This window comes from Vibrio penaeicida (assembly GCF_030689305.1).
In the GTDB taxonomy this organism is placed as follows: Bacteria; Pseudomonadota; Gammaproteobacteria; order Enterobacterales; family Vibrionaceae; genus Vibrio; species Vibrio penaeicida_B.
The window spans coordinates 166,764-181,715 of sequence record NZ_JAUYVM010000004.1 but is presented as its reverse complement, the minus strand read 5'-3'; the positions used below and the strand labels follow the sequence as shown (position 1 = coordinate 181,715).

11 protein-coding genes are annotated in these 14,952 nt (G+C 42.2%); 5 read left to right on the top strand and 6 right to left on the bottom strand.

Annotation, left to right across the window (positions count from 1 at the left end; translation table 11 throughout):
- Positions 1-6: 6 nt before the first annotated feature.
- The 4 genes from Q8W40_RS08890 to Q8W40_RS08875 are packed head-to-tail and all read right to left on the bottom strand — an operon-like array spanning position 7 to position 4,745.
- Positions 7-1,470, bottom strand: a complete 1,464-nt coding sequence (locus tag Q8W40_RS08890; protein WP_305396824.1) for an NAD-dependent succinate-semialdehyde dehydrogenase — start codon at positions 1,468-1,470, stop codon at positions 7-9.
- Positions 1,467-2,447, bottom strand: coding sequence for an alpha-ketoacid dehydrogenase subunit beta (locus Q8W40_RS08885; protein ID WP_305396823.1), 981 nt, complete (start codon positions 2,445-2,447; stop codon positions 1,467-1,469). The genes Q8W40_RS08890 and Q8W40_RS08885 overlap by 4 nt, the downstream gene beginning before the upstream one ends.
- Positions 2,435-3,424, bottom strand: a complete 990-nt coding sequence (locus tag Q8W40_RS08880) for a thiamine pyrophosphate-dependent dehydrogenase E1 component subunit alpha (RefSeq protein WP_305396822.1) — start codon at positions 3,422-3,424, stop codon at positions 2,435-2,437. Before Q8W40_RS08880 ends, Q8W40_RS08885 begins: the two co-directional genes overlap by 13 nt.
- Before the next feature lie 16 nt (positions 3,425-3,440).
- Complete coding sequence (locus Q8W40_RS08875) at positions 3,441-4,745, bottom strand: M24 family metallopeptidase (protein ID WP_305396821.1); 1,305 nt, start codon at positions 4,743-4,745, stop codon at positions 3,441-3,443.
- Between the two features lie 223 nt (positions 4,746-4,968).
- Between Q8W40_RS08875 and Q8W40_RS08870 the strand changes: the two genes are divergently transcribed.
- The 3 genes from Q8W40_RS08870 to Q8W40_RS08860 all read left to right on the top strand — a co-directional run bounded on the left by Q8W40_RS08870 (position 4,969) and on the right by Q8W40_RS08860 (position 8,342).
- Positions 4,969-6,009 (top strand): LacI family DNA-binding transcriptional regulator, encoded by a 1,041-nt coding sequence (locus tag Q8W40_RS08870; protein ID WP_305396820.1) that lies wholly within the window; start codon positions 4,969-4,971, stop codon positions 6,007-6,009.
- 147 nt (positions 6,010-6,156) lie between these two features.
- A complete protein-coding gene (ylqF, locus tag Q8W40_RS08865; protein ID WP_305396819.1) occupies positions 6,157-7,092 on the top strand; it encodes a ribosome biogenesis GTPase YlqF in 936 nt (311 codons plus the stop codon).
- A 458-nt stretch (positions 7,093-7,550) separates the two neighbouring features.
- A complete protein-coding gene (locus Q8W40_RS08860; protein WP_305396818.1) occupies positions 7,551-8,342 on the top strand; it encodes an EAL domain-containing protein in 792 nt (263 codons plus the stop codon).
- A 40-nt stretch (positions 8,343-8,382) separates the two neighbouring features.
- Here Q8W40_RS08860 and Q8W40_RS08855 read toward each other — a convergent pair whose 3' ends face one another.
- Positions 8,383-9,393: a CobW family GTP-binding protein gene (locus tag Q8W40_RS08855; RefSeq protein WP_305396817.1), complete on the bottom strand. Its 1,011-nt coding sequence runs from the start codon at positions 9,391-9,393 to the stop codon at positions 8,383-8,385.
- A gap of 705 nt (positions 9,394-10,098) precedes the next feature.
- On the opposite strand from Q8W40_RS08855, the gene Q8W40_RS08850 reads away from it, so the two are divergent.
- The gene (locus tag Q8W40_RS08850; RefSeq protein ID WP_305396816.1) at positions 10,099-11,064 is read left to right on the top strand and encodes a TDT family transporter; all 966 of its coding nucleotides are present in this window, start codon (positions 10,099-10,101) and stop codon (positions 11,062-11,064) included.
- A 220-nt stretch (positions 11,065-11,284) separates the two neighbouring features.
- Positions 11,285-12,457 carry an alpha-hydroxyketone-type quorum-sensing autoinducer synthase gene (gene cqsA, locus Q8W40_RS08845; protein WP_305396815.1) on the top strand — a complete coding sequence of 391 codons (1,173 nt, stop codon included), beginning with the start codon at positions 11,285-11,287 and terminating at the stop codon, positions 12,455-12,457.
- Between the two features lie 194 nt (positions 12,458-12,651).
- Here the strand turns inward: cqsA and Q8W40_RS08840 are convergent, their stop codons facing one another.
- Positions 12,652-14,706 carry an ATP-binding response regulator gene (locus Q8W40_RS08840; RefSeq protein WP_305396814.1) on the bottom strand — a complete coding sequence of 685 codons (2,055 nt, stop codon included), beginning with the start codon at positions 14,704-14,706 and terminating at the stop codon, positions 12,652-12,654.
- Positions 14,707-14,952 lie beyond the last annotated feature (246 nt).

The following is a 14,952-nucleotide window of genomic DNA, read 5'->3' as shown; positions in this document are numbered from 1 at the left end:
ATTGCCTCATAAATTTGGGGAGCCAGGCCAATCAAGAGCGATGTACTGGGTTTCTAAAAACTCCCCCATCCCCATCTCACCACCTTCCCGACCAATGCCACTTTGCTTCATCCCGCCAAACGGGGCAGCAGGGTCCGATATCACGCCTTTATTGATTCCTATTACGCCAGCTTCGATTTGCTTCGCTACATTGACTGCGCGAGGAATATTTTCAGACATGACATAGGCTGCTAATCCAAATGGTGTGTCATTCGCTAAATTGACGGCTTCTTCTTCCGAATCGAAGGGAATAACAACGGCAACAGGTCCAAAGATTTCTTCTTGCAATATTTCACAGTTACTCGGAAGGTCGCAAAGTACGGTTGGCCGGCAAAAGAACCCCTTGCCTCTCCATGAGTTTCCACCTGTAATCAGTGTTGCTCCTTTTTCCACGGCATCTTGAACTAAGTGTTCCACTTTAGATTGCGTTTGCTTATTCACCATAGGACCAACATCAACATCTGCATCCGTTCCAGAGCCAATAGTAAGTTGTTCCATTTTAGTAGCTAAGAGTTCGTAGAATGATTTGTACAAGTTTCGAGCGACGTAAATTCGATTTGCTGCGATACAAGATTCCCCGGCATTTCGGATTTTCGCTACTAGGGTTTGTTCTACGGCTTTCACCAGATCTGCATCATCAAGCACAATGACAGGTGCATTACCTCCAAGCTCCATTGACGTATTCACTACACGATCCGCTGCATTGTGGAGCAATGTTCTCCCTACCTCAGTTGACCCTGTGAAAGAGAGCTTAGCGATTCGCTCATCAGCAAACATCACTTGAGATACTTTTCTAGCGCTGATAGAGGGTAGAACAGAAACAACACCATCAGGTACGCCAACTCGCTTTAATAGATCGGCGATATACAAAGCAGTCAATGGTGTTTCTGTGGCAGGTTTGAGGATAACGCTGCACCCTGCTGCCAATGCTGGGGCAATCTTTCTTGTCGCCATCGCAGCGGGAAAATTCCAGGGTGTCACAAGATAGGCTATCCCTACTGGGTGCTGGCACACCATGATGGCTTTATCACCATTGGGAGCGGGTGACATGGTTTGGTTCAGTTGAACGGCTTGTTCTGAAAACCAGCGAAAGAATTCAGAAGCATAGTTCACTTCTCCTTTGGATTCGGCAAGTGTTTTCCCCTCTTCCAAAGTGATGATCTTGGCGATGAGTTCTTTTTCATCTTGCATCAGTTGGTACGCTTTTCTCAGAACCTCTCCTCGCTCTCTGGGCGCGGTTCTCTTCCATATTTTCAGCCCCTTTTCAGCGCTATCAATGGCTGCCTCTACATGCTTTTCGTTCGCAGAAGCGACATACGTAAGAAGCTCTTCGTTTGCAGGGTTATAAACAGGGATATCGCGACTTTGGCTGTTGAACCACTTTCCACCAATAAATACACCGGTTGGCACCTTAATACCGTCGACAATCATATTGACACCACCTTTCTTACTTCATCAATGATCCGATCAACGGAAGGGATGACATGGTCTTCTAAATTATCAGCGGCAGGCAAAGGGATATGGGGCGTTGTGATGCGAGTTATCGGTGAATCCAGTTCAAAAAAACATTCATTCCCAACAATAGAGGCAATTTCCGCCCCCCAACCACATAACTGAGGGTTTTCTTCAACGGTGACTAACCTAGACGTCTTCTTTACATCATTAAGGATGGTATCCACATCAAGTGGGACGAGGCACCTTAAATCAATAACTGAGCAATCTATCCCTTCTTCGTTAAGTTTTTTTGCCGCTTTTTCTGCTCTTGGAACCATTGCTGCTAAAGCAACAATTGTAACGTCACTTCCATAGCGGATTTGGTTGGCTTTCCCCAGCTCGACAACATGCTCGCCATCTGGTATTTCGCCTTTCATCGCGTAAAGAGATTTGTGTTCAAACACAATGACCGGATCGGGATCTCGAACAGCTGCAGCGAGCAGCCCTTTCGCATCCGCTGGATTAGAAGGTGCAACAACCTTAATTCCCGGTATCATCATTGCCCAATTTTCTAAACTTTGTGAATGCTGAGCCCCAAAGCGAGATCCTGCACCGTTTGCGGTTCTAATCACAAGCGGAATCGTCATTTGTCCATCAGTCATGTACCGAGCTTTTGCAATTTCGTTAGCAACCATATCCCAACAAACGGCCAAAAAATCTGAGAACATTATTTCAGCTATGGGTTTAAGCCCTGTCATCGCCGCCCCCATCGCGGCACCTAATATGGCTTGTTCGGATATAGGGGTATCCCTAACTCTCTCCGGACCAAATTCTTCATACAGACCAACCGTTGCTTTAAATACGCCTCCTGCTGCCGCGACGTCTTCCCCTAGAAATACGACATCATTGTCTCGTCGTAATTCTTGGGCAATCCCCTCTGCAACGGCTTCTCGGTAGCTGATTAACTTCGCCATTCCCAACCTCCATTTGCCCAAACATCTTTAAAACACAACGCCTCCGATGGAGCTGGAGATGTTTTTGCCTTTTCCGTGGCTTCGTCAATTTCATTTTCGACTTCAGCTTCTAGCTGTTCTATTCGATTTTTATCCACCCCTTGTTGAAGCAAACGATCCCGATAGATATCAATGGGGTCATACGCGAGCCATTTTTCTAGCTCTTCCTTAGGGCGGTATTTTCCGGGATCTGCACGTGAGTGCCCTTGGTGACGATAGGTTTTGGCTTCGATTAAACTAGGACCTCCGCCTTGTCTCGCTTTTTCAATTGCCGACTGAGCCACTTCAAACATTGCATCGGCATCATTTCCATCCACAATGATGGATTCTAAGCCATACGCTGAAGCGCGATCAGCCGCTGGATGCTCAACCGCTGTTACATTGCCGATTGGCGTGTATTCCATATAAAGGTTGTTTTCACACACAAAGACAACGGGCAAAGACCAAATAACAGCGAAGTTAAGTGCCTCGTGGAATGCACCAATATTGGTTGTGCCATCACCAAAGAAAACAACCGTGACTTCACCGCTTTCTTTGTATTGGCTTTTCCATGCGCTTCCATTTGCAATACACAGTTGCGCTCCGATAATAGCGTATGAACCCATCGCACCATGCTCGACGCTTGTTAAATGCATAGAGCCACCTTTACCACTAAGAATCCCACCTTCGCGACCCATTAATTCAGCAAACAATGCCGACATATCGGCACCACGAACCAAGGTGTGTGTATGACCACGATAGGTACAAAAGGTATAATCCCCCTTTTTCATCGCTACACCAAAGCCAGCAGCTACCGCCTCCTGACCCATAGCTAAGTGATTCGTTCCCTTCACTAAATTTTGTAAAAACAGATCGGAGGCGCGTTGTTCAAACCCGCGGGCTCTGAGCATGGTCTTGTATAGCGACCATTGAATTTCCTCTGTAATTTCTAGGGGCATTTGTTTCTTCCTTGAATCAGTATTTATTTGCAATAAATAGGTCTTGCGCTGGAAACAATGTAATCACTTCAGAACCAGTCGCTGTGACGACAACTTCTTCTTCGATTCGAGCTGCTCCGTTGCCATCTGCCGAGGGACAATACGTTTCAAGGGCAAACACCATACCTTCTTGAAGTTCAAATGGATGTTCCATGGAGACTAAACGGCTAATAATGGGACGTTCGTGTAATGCTAGCCCTATTCCATGACCAAACTGCAAACCAAAGGCTTCCATTTCACTCGCAAAACCGAACTCTTCCGCTTTTGGCCAAACCGCGGCAATTTTATCTGTCGTCATTCCTGGACGAATAAGATCAATCGCTGCATCTATCCACTCTCTCGCTTTTTTATAAGCATCCATTTGCGCCTGACTTGCGCTGCCTACATTGAGTGTGCGGTAATAGCAGGTTCGATAGCCCATAAATGAATGAATTATATCGAAGAAGGCCTGATCGCCAGGGCGGTACATTCGATCAGTAAAATTGTGTGGATGTGGGTTACCTCGCTCTCCTGAAATCGCATTGATGGCTTCGACATCATCAGATCCATTGTCGTATAGGAATTTATTTACCAGCCCGACGCTTTCATTTTCACGTTTTCCCGGTTTCAGTTCACACGCCAATTCGTGATAGGCACCGTCAACCATCGCTGCCGCCATGTTCAAAAGAACAACTTCATCCATCGATTTTATTTGTCTCGCTTCCAACATGAGTTGCTGACAATCGCGGATTTCTAACCCTTCCGCTTTTAATGCTTCAAGCATTGGGAGTTCAGCGACATCAACGCCAACTGGCATATCTGCAACGCCTTCTGCTACCAGAAGATCTTTGATTTCTTTGGCTGCTTTTTTAAAAAGCCCAGCTTCCTCGCCCATCGAACCACGTAATCCGAGCATCCCAGATTTAAAGTGTTCTGCATCGATTAATGGTTGGTATAGCTGGTGATGCTTGGCAGCGGATCCGAAATCCCATAGGTAGGGATCTGAGTTTCCGGTAAACAACGTGTAACGAGCAATTTTGTCGCGTGCCCACTCTCCTATTACCGTACTCGTGAGGTATCGAATATTGTTGTTATCAAAACAAAGAATCGCGCCAAATTCCGACTTTTCAAGTACTTTCTGAACACGTCCAACTCGATAGCGATGCAAACGATTGAAGTCTACTCTTTGTTCAAAATCCACGCTCATTTTCCCTGGTGCAGGAATCTTTTTAGACCAGTCCCAGCCAGGCTCTATATCACTTTCTCGAACTATCCTTGGTTCTGTGAGTTTGACAATTTCCATAGACATTCCTTTGTTATTAATGCAAACGTTTGCAAACAAATTCCAAATAATAAGCCATATCCGTACTATCCTATGTCTTAGAACACAGGCTACATTTAGATAGGCTTCAGCTTGCAAACGATTGCAGCACATAGTAGATTAATTGTCAATCATGTAATTAACATTATGTTTACATCATTTTCTCTATTCGCCAAAGTGCGAATAATAAAGTAAGGGATAAAGATTGAGCTCCTCACGAAGTACAAATAAGAAACGAGTAACTGTTAAAGACGTTGCTAATGCCTTGAATATTAACGCATCTACAGTTTCTCGTGCTTTAAGCCCCGATAAACAGCACTTAGTATCCGATCGAGTTGTAGAGCAGGTAATTAAGAAAAGTCGAGAAATGGGATACAGCGTCAACCCCCTTGCTTCAGCACTTAAAAAAGGCTCAACGAAAACAATTGGTGTCATGATCCCCGACATCTTGAATCCGATGTTTCCCCCACTCATCAATCAGATTCAACAACGCGCTCATAAATTGGGATATACACTGACGTTTGCATACACAGAAAATAACTCCCTAATTGCAATGGAAGAATTAAAGCGACTTGTTTCCCGAAATGTTGATGGAATCATAATGGCATCTGCTTTTCGTGAAGACCCTACCGTTGAGTATTGTCAGCAAATGCATATTCCACTTGTGCTGCTTACACGATCAGTTGATTCACTCGTCACCGACCAAATACTTGTTGATGACAATGAAGGAATTCACCAACTCACTTCGCATCTATATAAATTGGGTCACCGAAAAATTGCTCATATTGCAGGACCAAGTGAGATTTCTTCTGGCTTTAACCGAAGATTGGCATTTAAAGCCGCTGCCGAGATGTACGATCTCCACCCCACATTAGTACAAGCTTCAGCGTTCTCAGAAGAAGCTGGTCACAATGCTTCTATAGAGCTGTTTGAGAAACACCCAGAAACAACCGCTGTAATAGCAAGCAATGACTTGTTGGCGTTGGGTTGCATTGGTGAACGAGAAAGCCAGGGTGTCCACTGTCCAAATGACATTTCTATTACTGGTATCAACGACATGCCATTCTTAGACTGGTTTAGAATTCCGTTAACCACGTTGTCTATCCCTAATGTAGAGATGGCAAATGAAGCTATCAATATGTTAGTGAATCAAATTAAAGCAGGAACAGAAGAAGTATCTCCTCGTAAGGTTTTGTTACAGCCAAAACTTGTCGTTCGTCAATCAACAAGAAAGCTCGATAGCTAGAGCTTTCTGACATGATCTCCTACTAAGGGTTAAGCCTTTACGATTTTGCTAACGCAGTATTCGGCTTTAAGCAATACAATCTACCTTTACTCTTCATTTTTTGGCTTTACAATGAGCCCAAACTCTTTATTTCCTTAGGTTCTCTCTATGTCAATTCAATGGTTTCCGGGCCACATGCACAAAGCCCGAAAAGAGATCGAAGAAGTCATTCCTCAAGTCGACGTTATCATCGAAGTCTTGGATGCCAGAATCCCTTTCAGTTCTGAAAACCCAATGATCTCTTCACTTCGTAAGGACAAACCCTGCGTTAAGGTCCTTAACAAACGTGACCTTTCCGACCCCGCAATGACCGATTACTGGATAGAGCACTTCGAAAAAGAGAAAGGCGTAAAAGCCATGGCGATCACAACGTCTAACCCACAAGAAGTCCATAAGATAATGGAACTATGTCGTAAGTTAGCGCCTCATCGTGAGCAGATGGGGAAAAATATTCGCACGATGATTATGGGCATACCAAACGTCGGCAAATCGACAATCATTAACACTTTAGCGGGTCGAACCATAGCCGTTACCGGTAATCAGCCAGCAGTGACTCGCCGGCAGCAACGCATAAATTTGCAAAATGGCATTGTGTTGTCAGATACACCTGGAATCCTTTGGCCAAAAGTAGAGAATCCTCACAGTGGGTTCAGGCTCGCTGCTACAGGGGCAGTAAAAGATACCGCGATGGAATATGACGAGGTTGCTTTTTACACCGTAGAGTACTTAGCCGAGCAGTACCCTAACCTTCTAAAAGAACGCTACCAATTAGATGAACTGCCTACTTCAGACATTGAATTAATGGAAGAGATAGGTCGCAAGCGTGGTGCACTTCGCTCCGGCGGCCGAGTCGATTTACATAAGGCATCAGAAATTCTCCTCCATGAGCTACGAAGCGGTACCATTGGTCAGATTACTCTGGAACGCCCAGAAATGATTACGCAAGAGCTCATCGAAGTAGAAAAAGAAGCAGAACGAAAGGCCGAGCAAAAGCTTAAGAAAAAAGAAGAACGCCGTAAACGTTACCTGAAAAACAAGCGATAGCCCTCTCATCTCATTCATCACCTCATTTTAAGCAGATCATTCGGTCTTCTTATGATGAGGTGAATATTCCTCCAAAAGATTATCCATGCTAGGTGAGTAATTCTCGTTTTGACTGGCAGTTTCTTGATTTGATTGCCATGCTTATATCGATAGTTAGCCTTCAAATGGATGATTTACCACAACTTATATTGTTGGAAGTCCTTCTGTTTGTGAAGATTTTAATCTTTAATCTCCTAGAGCTGGCTAATGTAATGGTTTTCATTTTTGGGACCTCACTGTGAACTATTGGTAAAACTATCCAATAGACAATGTGATAGCTTGCTATTAATTTGATATAGTACTTAGGGTTACACATAGTGAATTAGGTTATCGTACTTGCTACACAAGCATGGACATAACCTCAAATTGCATGTCTGTTAATGGTTGCGGTTTAACCTTTAATGCTTACTAGGTTGCTTATGATTTTAAATAATCGTGAAGAGTTTAATGCACATTGCTTTATAGACGATGAGGGGAAGCATTATGCAAAATACGACAATTTGATCATTACCAGCGCTTTTCAGGCAATCATGACACCAACAATGCAGCCTTTCGCCTATGAAGCCCTCGCAAGATTTAGTAATGAAACGACGGGGGAAAATATCCGTCCTGATATTTTGTTCGATTCAGAGCAGATCTCTATTGCTAAAAAGATCAATCTCGATCGCCTTACCCGCGCGATACACGTTCGGAATTTTTCTCAATCAAAACATAAAAATCTTAAGCTTTTTTTGAATGTTCTCCCTGTATCTGGCGAATACAATGCCTTTATGGCCATCAAAGCGAGTTTACTTGAAAAACGGATTATTGAATTGGGTTTGAGTACTCAACAAATCGTTATGGAGATTGTTGAGAGTGCTGCGTTTGATAACCAACTGTTACTCGATGCGACCACTGCAATGCAAAATTCAGGTTTTCAGGTCGCTATGGATGATTTTGGTGTCAAGTCTTCCGACTTTAATCGGCTCAATTTGATAAAGCCTGAAATCGTTAAGATCGACCGATCCTTATTACTAGACTATATGGCTGAAAATAAGACAGCGTTATTGGAAATTGTGCGTGTGGCTAAAAATATTGGCGCAAAGCTCATCATTGAAGGGGTTGAGGAAGAAGCCCAGTACAACGCTATGAAAGCGTTAGGTATAGACTTCTATCAAGGGTATCTGTTCTCAATGCCAGAACCCCTTATGTGTACTGCAAAAGTAAAATAGTCGCTACTTTAGGCGCAGGTTTGTTACTTTGCGCTTTTTCTTAATTGAGCCCACAAATCCCCAAAAGGACAGATTCTAGCTGATCCCACGGCATAAGCTGCGTGTCAATAACTTCTATGCGAGTTTCAAAACCCTCTAGGCTTATCTGGTTGACTGAAATGACACCATTGGCATTATTGATGGAGTAACAGCCTTTATCCGTATTAACGACACCTTTTACTCGCTCTGCTGTTAAATCACGCAACATACTCATTAAAAGTTCAAAATTGAAGACACATTCTGAGCCAAAAACCCAACCACAACTATAAAAACCCTGCCCTCTATTTTCCTTTCTAACATAAGTTTGATAGGGAGATAGGATGAATTCAGGTGAGTCTATTGTATGCTCATGCTCATGCTGATCGTCACTCAATGCATCGGGCGACGAGGGGTTATGACTCGATTTAGAAGATGATGCAACTCGCCCATTCCTTTCAATATCTAAGGATTGAATATCCAGAATGCCTTTCTCGGTAACAATCGATACCTTTATGCTTTCTTGTCTTTTAACCCAACCTTCGAAATATTGTAATTCCGACTCGCTACACTCATCTGCTTTATTTGCTACAACAACATCCGCACTAGCGAGCTGGTCGTTAAAGTTCTTATTTCCTATATACTTTTCAATTTGGAGGTTTCGAGGATCAACAAGAGCAATCGTGGCTTTTAAATCCACATAATTTTCGTATTGCTCGGAAAGTAACGTTGAAATGACTTGCTTAGGGTGACCTAGCCCCGTCGGCTCAATGATCAAACGATCGGGTTTCTGGCGTAACAATGCTGTAATTCCTACGGACATCGGAACACCCGCAGTACAGCACATACAACCACCAGGAACTTCTTTAATTAGCGCTCCTTGGTCGGTCAAAAGCGCTCCGTCGATTCCAATCTCTCCAAACTCATTAACTAAAACAGCCCAAGATTCATTCTCAGGCTTATTTTTTAACAAGTTAAGAATTGCTGTTGTTTTTCCTACACCTAAAAAGCCAGTGATAATATTCGTTGGAACCATCGTATTTCCTTTGGGCAAGCGTTGTTTAGCCTTAAGCAGCGCGGCATTATAACCATATTGTTATATTATTACACTTGTCATTTTCTTGTAGAGTCTCTTTCGACAACAAAACGATCTACTTATCTTATAGTTTGTTAATCTACAATTACTCTCGAAACTTCAAACTCTCGAAACGGTAAGCTTTGGAATCCGTAAGCTTTAGAAACTAAAAAGGCGCACCACATAAGTGATACGCCTCAGACCTCGTTCTCAATCGTGAGTTTGCGAATTAGCTACCAGTCGGGTACTAACAACTTACGAGGATTTCCTGTGTTTTACTTGTTTTCCTACCAAATTTTTATGTAGAGCCAATTTTCTCCCTTCAATGAAGTGTCACGCTTGCTCTACACTTTTAGTATCGTCCATATCGGCTATTTTGCAACCAATTTTAGAGAAAGATCGTTTAAAGATCCTGCCAATGTCACACTTTCGCCATTCAAATGACTAAGTGGATAAAACAATGAACGCTACAACGGCACACTTCGCATTATTTCTTCGAAGACAATGCATCTTAAAAGCCCTTCGGTATAATACGCGCACTTAATTTATGCACCTTTGAATAGTCATTCAACAGAGTCAATGTTACTCCTTGTCGGCGACATTTAGGGTATGTATCACGCTAAATCCGTCACACGGTAGATTTTTGCAGTAGAAGGAATCACATCATTGGACTGGAAACGCTTTACCTACTTCCAACATGTCCCCACGGCACAAGCGTCGCTCGCACTTGGATTTATTGGTCTTGGTCAAGCGTGGGCACTCTATTTTCCTTTGTTTGGTGATGTAATTCGCCCCTTTTGTTCCATCGTTGGCTCTCTGCTCCTTGCCCCAGTCCTAATTAGGTATATTACCTCTCCCAGAGTGTTTCTTCATGATATAAAACACCCTCTACGAGGTAGCCTAATGGCTCCGATGAGCATGGCATTGTTAGTATTATGCGATTATCTCGCCATATTACTTCCAAAGATTGCACATCCACTCTGGTTTGCGGCACTTACTTTACATATCACCATGATGGTGTTGTTCTTTTCATTTCAAATTAGCAACTTTAAGTTCACCAATATTTTTCCAAGTTGGTTTCTTTATCCTGTGGGAGTGATTAGCTCAACGCTAGCTGGGAGCACATTGGGGCACACGGTATTTTCACAGAATATGGCAATGGTATGCATTGCCATCTATTTTGTTATGCTGCCCATGGTTTTGTATCGTTTGGTTTTCGCAGGTAAACTCCCTCGACCTGCTCGCCCAACCCTTGCCATCATGGCAGCACCTGTGAACCTTTCTCTAGCCGCTTACTTAGTCAATTTCCCTAATCCAGATCCTATTCTAGCTGGGGCACTATCTGGTATCGCTATTACGATGACTCTGCTCATTTACCTATGTTATTTCAAGCTGATGAGGCTGAAATTTCAGCCATCAATTGCAGCGGTTACCTTTCCTTCCGTAATCAGTGCAATTGCTATGCAAAGATTAACCACATGGTTTGCAGAGCAGCACACGCAGTGGGTATGGTTGCATTGGTTTGGGTTCTTTGAAATTACAATAGCGACAATTTTGGTGGTGTGGGTATCGGCAAATTATCTAAAAATGTACTGGCCTGAGCTATCATTTAAGTTAACCAAGCCCGAGTAATTTATAGGTGAAACTAATAGAATAATACTTGTTTATTTCAACAAATCTATTTAAGCCGCACTCCCTAAAGGGTAATTTAGATAACAAATAGATAAATAAAGGATAGCTTTTTTTGCAATAAGCGCCAAAAACATAAATATTGCATAATGACGTATCTATTTCTCTGGATATTAATAAAAGGGTCAGCTGACCTCACAAATATCCACATAAGAGAAATATCATGAGTAATTTTACCGCTAAACCACTGCCGTCTTTTATTGAGAATAAACTCGAGACATATCTCGAAAAGCACATCTATTCCAGAAGTAACGGTAAACACATAGTACAAGGCTTACAACCTAGCGACGATTCGATAGTACTCAGAAGTAACGATTATTTGGCCATATGCAATCACGACTACATTAAGGCTCGGCAAATCAACGCATTGAGTAATGCGACTCGTGAACCCATCATGTCTGCCGTATTCCAAAACCAAACGGTAGATGAAAGCTCCTTTGAGCAGAAATTTGCAGATTTCTTAGGATTCGACCATTGCATTATCACTCAGTCTGGGTGGGCAGCAAACGTTGGCTTACTTCAAACGATTGCCGACCAAGATACCCATGTTTACATTGATTTTTTTGCCCATATGTCTTTATGGCACGGTGCACAAAATGCCGGTAGCAAAATTCACCCTTTCCTTCACAACAAGCCAAAGAATTTACTTAAACAAATAAAGAAATACGGCCCAGGTATCGTGGTTATTGACTCTGTATACAGTACACACGGAACTGTCGCACCGCTTAAAGAATTCGTAGACGTAGCCAACGATCAAGGCTGCGCCATCATTGTTGATGAATCTCATTCGATTGGAACACACGGACCAGACGGCGCTGGCTTGCTCTCTGAGCTTGGTTTAACCGACAAAGTGGACTTCGTAACAACCAGCCTAGCTAAGACCTTCTCCTACCGCGCCGGAGCAATCTTGTGCCACCACAAGGTACATGAATGTCTACCTTTTATTTCGTTACCCGCAATTTTTAGCTCAGGCATCATTCCTTATGAAATGGAAGCGCTAAAAGCGACATTAGAGCTCATTAAAAAGAGTGACCATCGACGTGAGCATTTATTCAATAAATCTCATAAACTTATTTCAGGATTGAAATCCTTGGATATACACACAGACAGCAACTCACAAATTGTTGCAATAGAAACAGGAACCGAGGAGAACACAGAAAAAGTGCGTGACTTCTTCGAATTAAACGGAATTTTTGGTGCGGTATTTTGTAGCCCTGCAACACCAAAAAATAAAAGTGTTATTCGTCTATCTGTAAATAGTGAAGTGAGTGATGCACAATTAGACAAAGTATTGACTGTTTGCAGTTTAGCTAAAGAGCAAGGTTTGTTAGCTTAATATGAAATTTAATTAGCTAATTGGTTAATTTATATATCCAGTATATCGGTTTAGTTGATAAATAAATAAGCAATAAAATGAATAGGGCTATATGCATGGTAATTTATAAAACATTTTGTTTTTTACCGATGCTATAGCCCTACATTTTTTGGTCTAGCTAAGCCTTTTGAAACTATTTATGTTTTGAGCTCACTTTATATCCAAGTAGATACTTTATGTATCAACACATCTTTGGATGCGGGTTTTAATATGTAGTCGTTCATACCGCTTTCTGAAATAGATTTAAGCGTTTTCTCGCATTTTTCACCAGTGAAGCAGATAATCGGTATATCTTTCCCATTGTGCTGATATTTTTGGTCACGAATGGCGACAGTGGTCTCTATGCCATCCATCTCGGGCATTTCTAAGTCCATTAGAATGAGATTTACATCGTTAGAGTTAAGCAAAAGCAGCGCCTCTCTGCCATTCTCGGCTTGAAGTACTTTATAGCCCTGCCTTTCCAACAGAGTGGATGAATAAAGCCGAAGTGACGCGTTGTCGTCAACAATTAAAATGGTTGTATTTCCCTTATAGCCCTTGGGTACTCTTGCAATGTCGCTTCCCTTCGATGCCTTTTCAAAAAATAACTTATCGAGTTTCGTCGCTAACCCTTTTGTGAACGCGGTTACCTCTAGTAATTCGTAGGATAGTATTCGATTTAATGTGAGGTAATTCAGTATGTTTCCAGAGTAAAGGTAGACAATTTTTCCTTCAAAGCTGCAAAGTTCCTTCTCAAGAGAAATGAAGCGCGTTTTATCTTCTTGGTAGCTCGAAAGGTTTACCAATATTACATCTTGAGTAAATTTGCTCGCGTTCAAATCTAGGCTTGTAGGCTCACTGTGGCTCAGTTCGTACCCAGTGAAGAAAGCGTGGGATTGAAGCGCATTGAGTGTTTCCCCTGCTCCGCCCAGATAAAGCAAAGATTTGTCTTTAACTACACTACTTTTTAAAGAAAAGACGCGCTCAGATTCGTATTTAGGGAATCTAAGCTCAAACTGTGTTCCTTTGTTTACTTCACTTTTGCAAACGATAGTTCCTTTAAACGCTTTCATCACTTTACGACAAAACGGCAGGCCTAGCCCAAAGCCACCTTTTTTACCGGTAGTATAGAAATCACTGAATATGTTTTCGATGTTTTCACTGTCGATACCTGGTCCCGTGTCTTCGACAAATATTGAATTGAACTCTTCTCCGATAACAAGTTTGATATCAATTTGGAAATCCGTTCGGTGTTTGTAATAAAGTGCATTTTTTAACAAGTTGAAGATGACGTAGCGTAGCAGTACATCACTACCAAAATAGGGTTCGGATTCGTCAAATGTCAGTCGGATCAAACTTCTATCCGCAGCATTATTGAAGTGGAACCCTTCAATTGAACTTTCTAGCGTTTCACCTAATGAATGTCGTCGGAAACTAGATGTGGAAAGTTTGTGCTCATCAATGGATGTCAATAAAAGGCTAATAGTTTCATTGCCCCTTTCAATGACATTGAGAGAGTCGTCAAGAATGCCATTAATCTCGTCTAAGCTTTTGGCATCGAGAGGATAAAAATCGGATAGCTGCTGTGCATTGCGTTCCGGCAACAAGTGTTTTACTACCTCAATGGAACTGTAAACCGCACTTAAAGGGTTCCTCATTTCATGAGCGATCCCCGCCCCAAATGATTTTGCTAGCGAAACTTTAGATTCGTTTTCTGTAAAGTTTCGATAATAAAAGAGCGTGCCAAATGCGTATGTAAAGAAGAATACGGGCATCAGCGTCCATTCAAAATACGTTACAGGATCACCTTGAACAAATATTGTCGCATAAGCTGCGGCATAGCCAGTGAGGCTTTGTAAAAATACGATTCTCGTGTCGTATATCAGTAAAATCTGAAGGAAAATCCCCGACATTAACGACATGCTCCAGATCATTGACCAATCGTTTTTCAAAAGCATGTAGAAAAAGAAATAAGGGATGCACACCCCTAAAGAAATGACATAGTAGATATGCAGGTAGCGCTTTAAATAGATGGGCAAAACATCTCGAAGTAAAATAGGAACGAGTAATAGTCCGCATACAATTCGAAAGCCCAGATTTTCGTAGCTTTCAGGCGCTAGCCATGTCCAAACGAAGTAATAAGCTGGAAAGCCAATAATCCCCATTAAAGCCACAATGGTCAGATTAGGTTCCGCGTATTCATAGATCTTTTTTGCACGATCGAACTGCATTAGTGTCCCTAGCCAAAGCACGATTATTCTTATCATATAGTCGGATTAGTTATAGCACAGAATAATACTCGATTCATTGAAACTGAGTGAAGTATGATCCACGCCAAACTTCTTCAAAAAATTGAATAACTCATTGTTAAATTGGGTAATTAGGTAAAGGTTCTGTGACCAATAATCTACAAACATTGAGACCACCGATTGGAAATTGACCAACCATAGATCCGAAATACAAACCTCATTCATATA

Excerpts from the sequence above, each read along its gene's own strand:
- Q8W40_RS08890 (WP_305396824.1), bottom strand. The coding sequence starts at position 1,470 with ATGATTGTCGACGGTATTAAGGTGCCAACCGGTGTATTTATTGGTGGA.
- Q8W40_RS08885 (WP_305396823.1), bottom strand. The coding sequence starts at position 2,447 with ATGGCGAAGTTAATCAGCTACCGAGAAGCCGTTGCAGAGGGGATTGCC.
- Q8W40_RS08880 (WP_305396822.1), bottom strand. The coding sequence starts at position 3,424 with ATGCCCCTAGAAATTACAGAGGAAATTCAATGGTCGCTATACAAGACC.
- Q8W40_RS08875 (WP_305396821.1), bottom strand. The coding sequence starts at position 4,745 with ATGGAAATTGTCAAACTCACAGAACCAAGGATAGTTCGAGAAAGTGAT.
- ylqF (WP_305396819.1), top strand. The coding sequence starts at position 6,157 with ATGTCAATTCAATGGTTTCCGGGCCACATGCACAAAGCCCGAAAAGAG.
- Q8W40_RS08860 (WP_305396818.1), top strand. The coding sequence starts at position 7,551 with ATGATTTTAAATAATCGTGAAGAGTTTAATGCACATTGCTTTATAGAC.
- Q8W40_RS08855 (WP_305396817.1), bottom strand. The coding sequence starts at position 9,393 with ATGGTTCCAACGAATATTATCACTGGCTTTTTAGGTGTAGGAAAAACA.
- cqsA (WP_305396815.1), top strand. The coding sequence starts at position 11,285 with ATGAGTAATTTTACCGCTAAACCACTGCCGTCTTTTATTGAGAATAAA.
- Q8W40_RS08840 (WP_305396814.1), bottom strand. The coding sequence starts at position 14,706 with ATGCAGTTCGATCGTGCAAAAAAGATCTATGAATACGCGGAACCTAAT.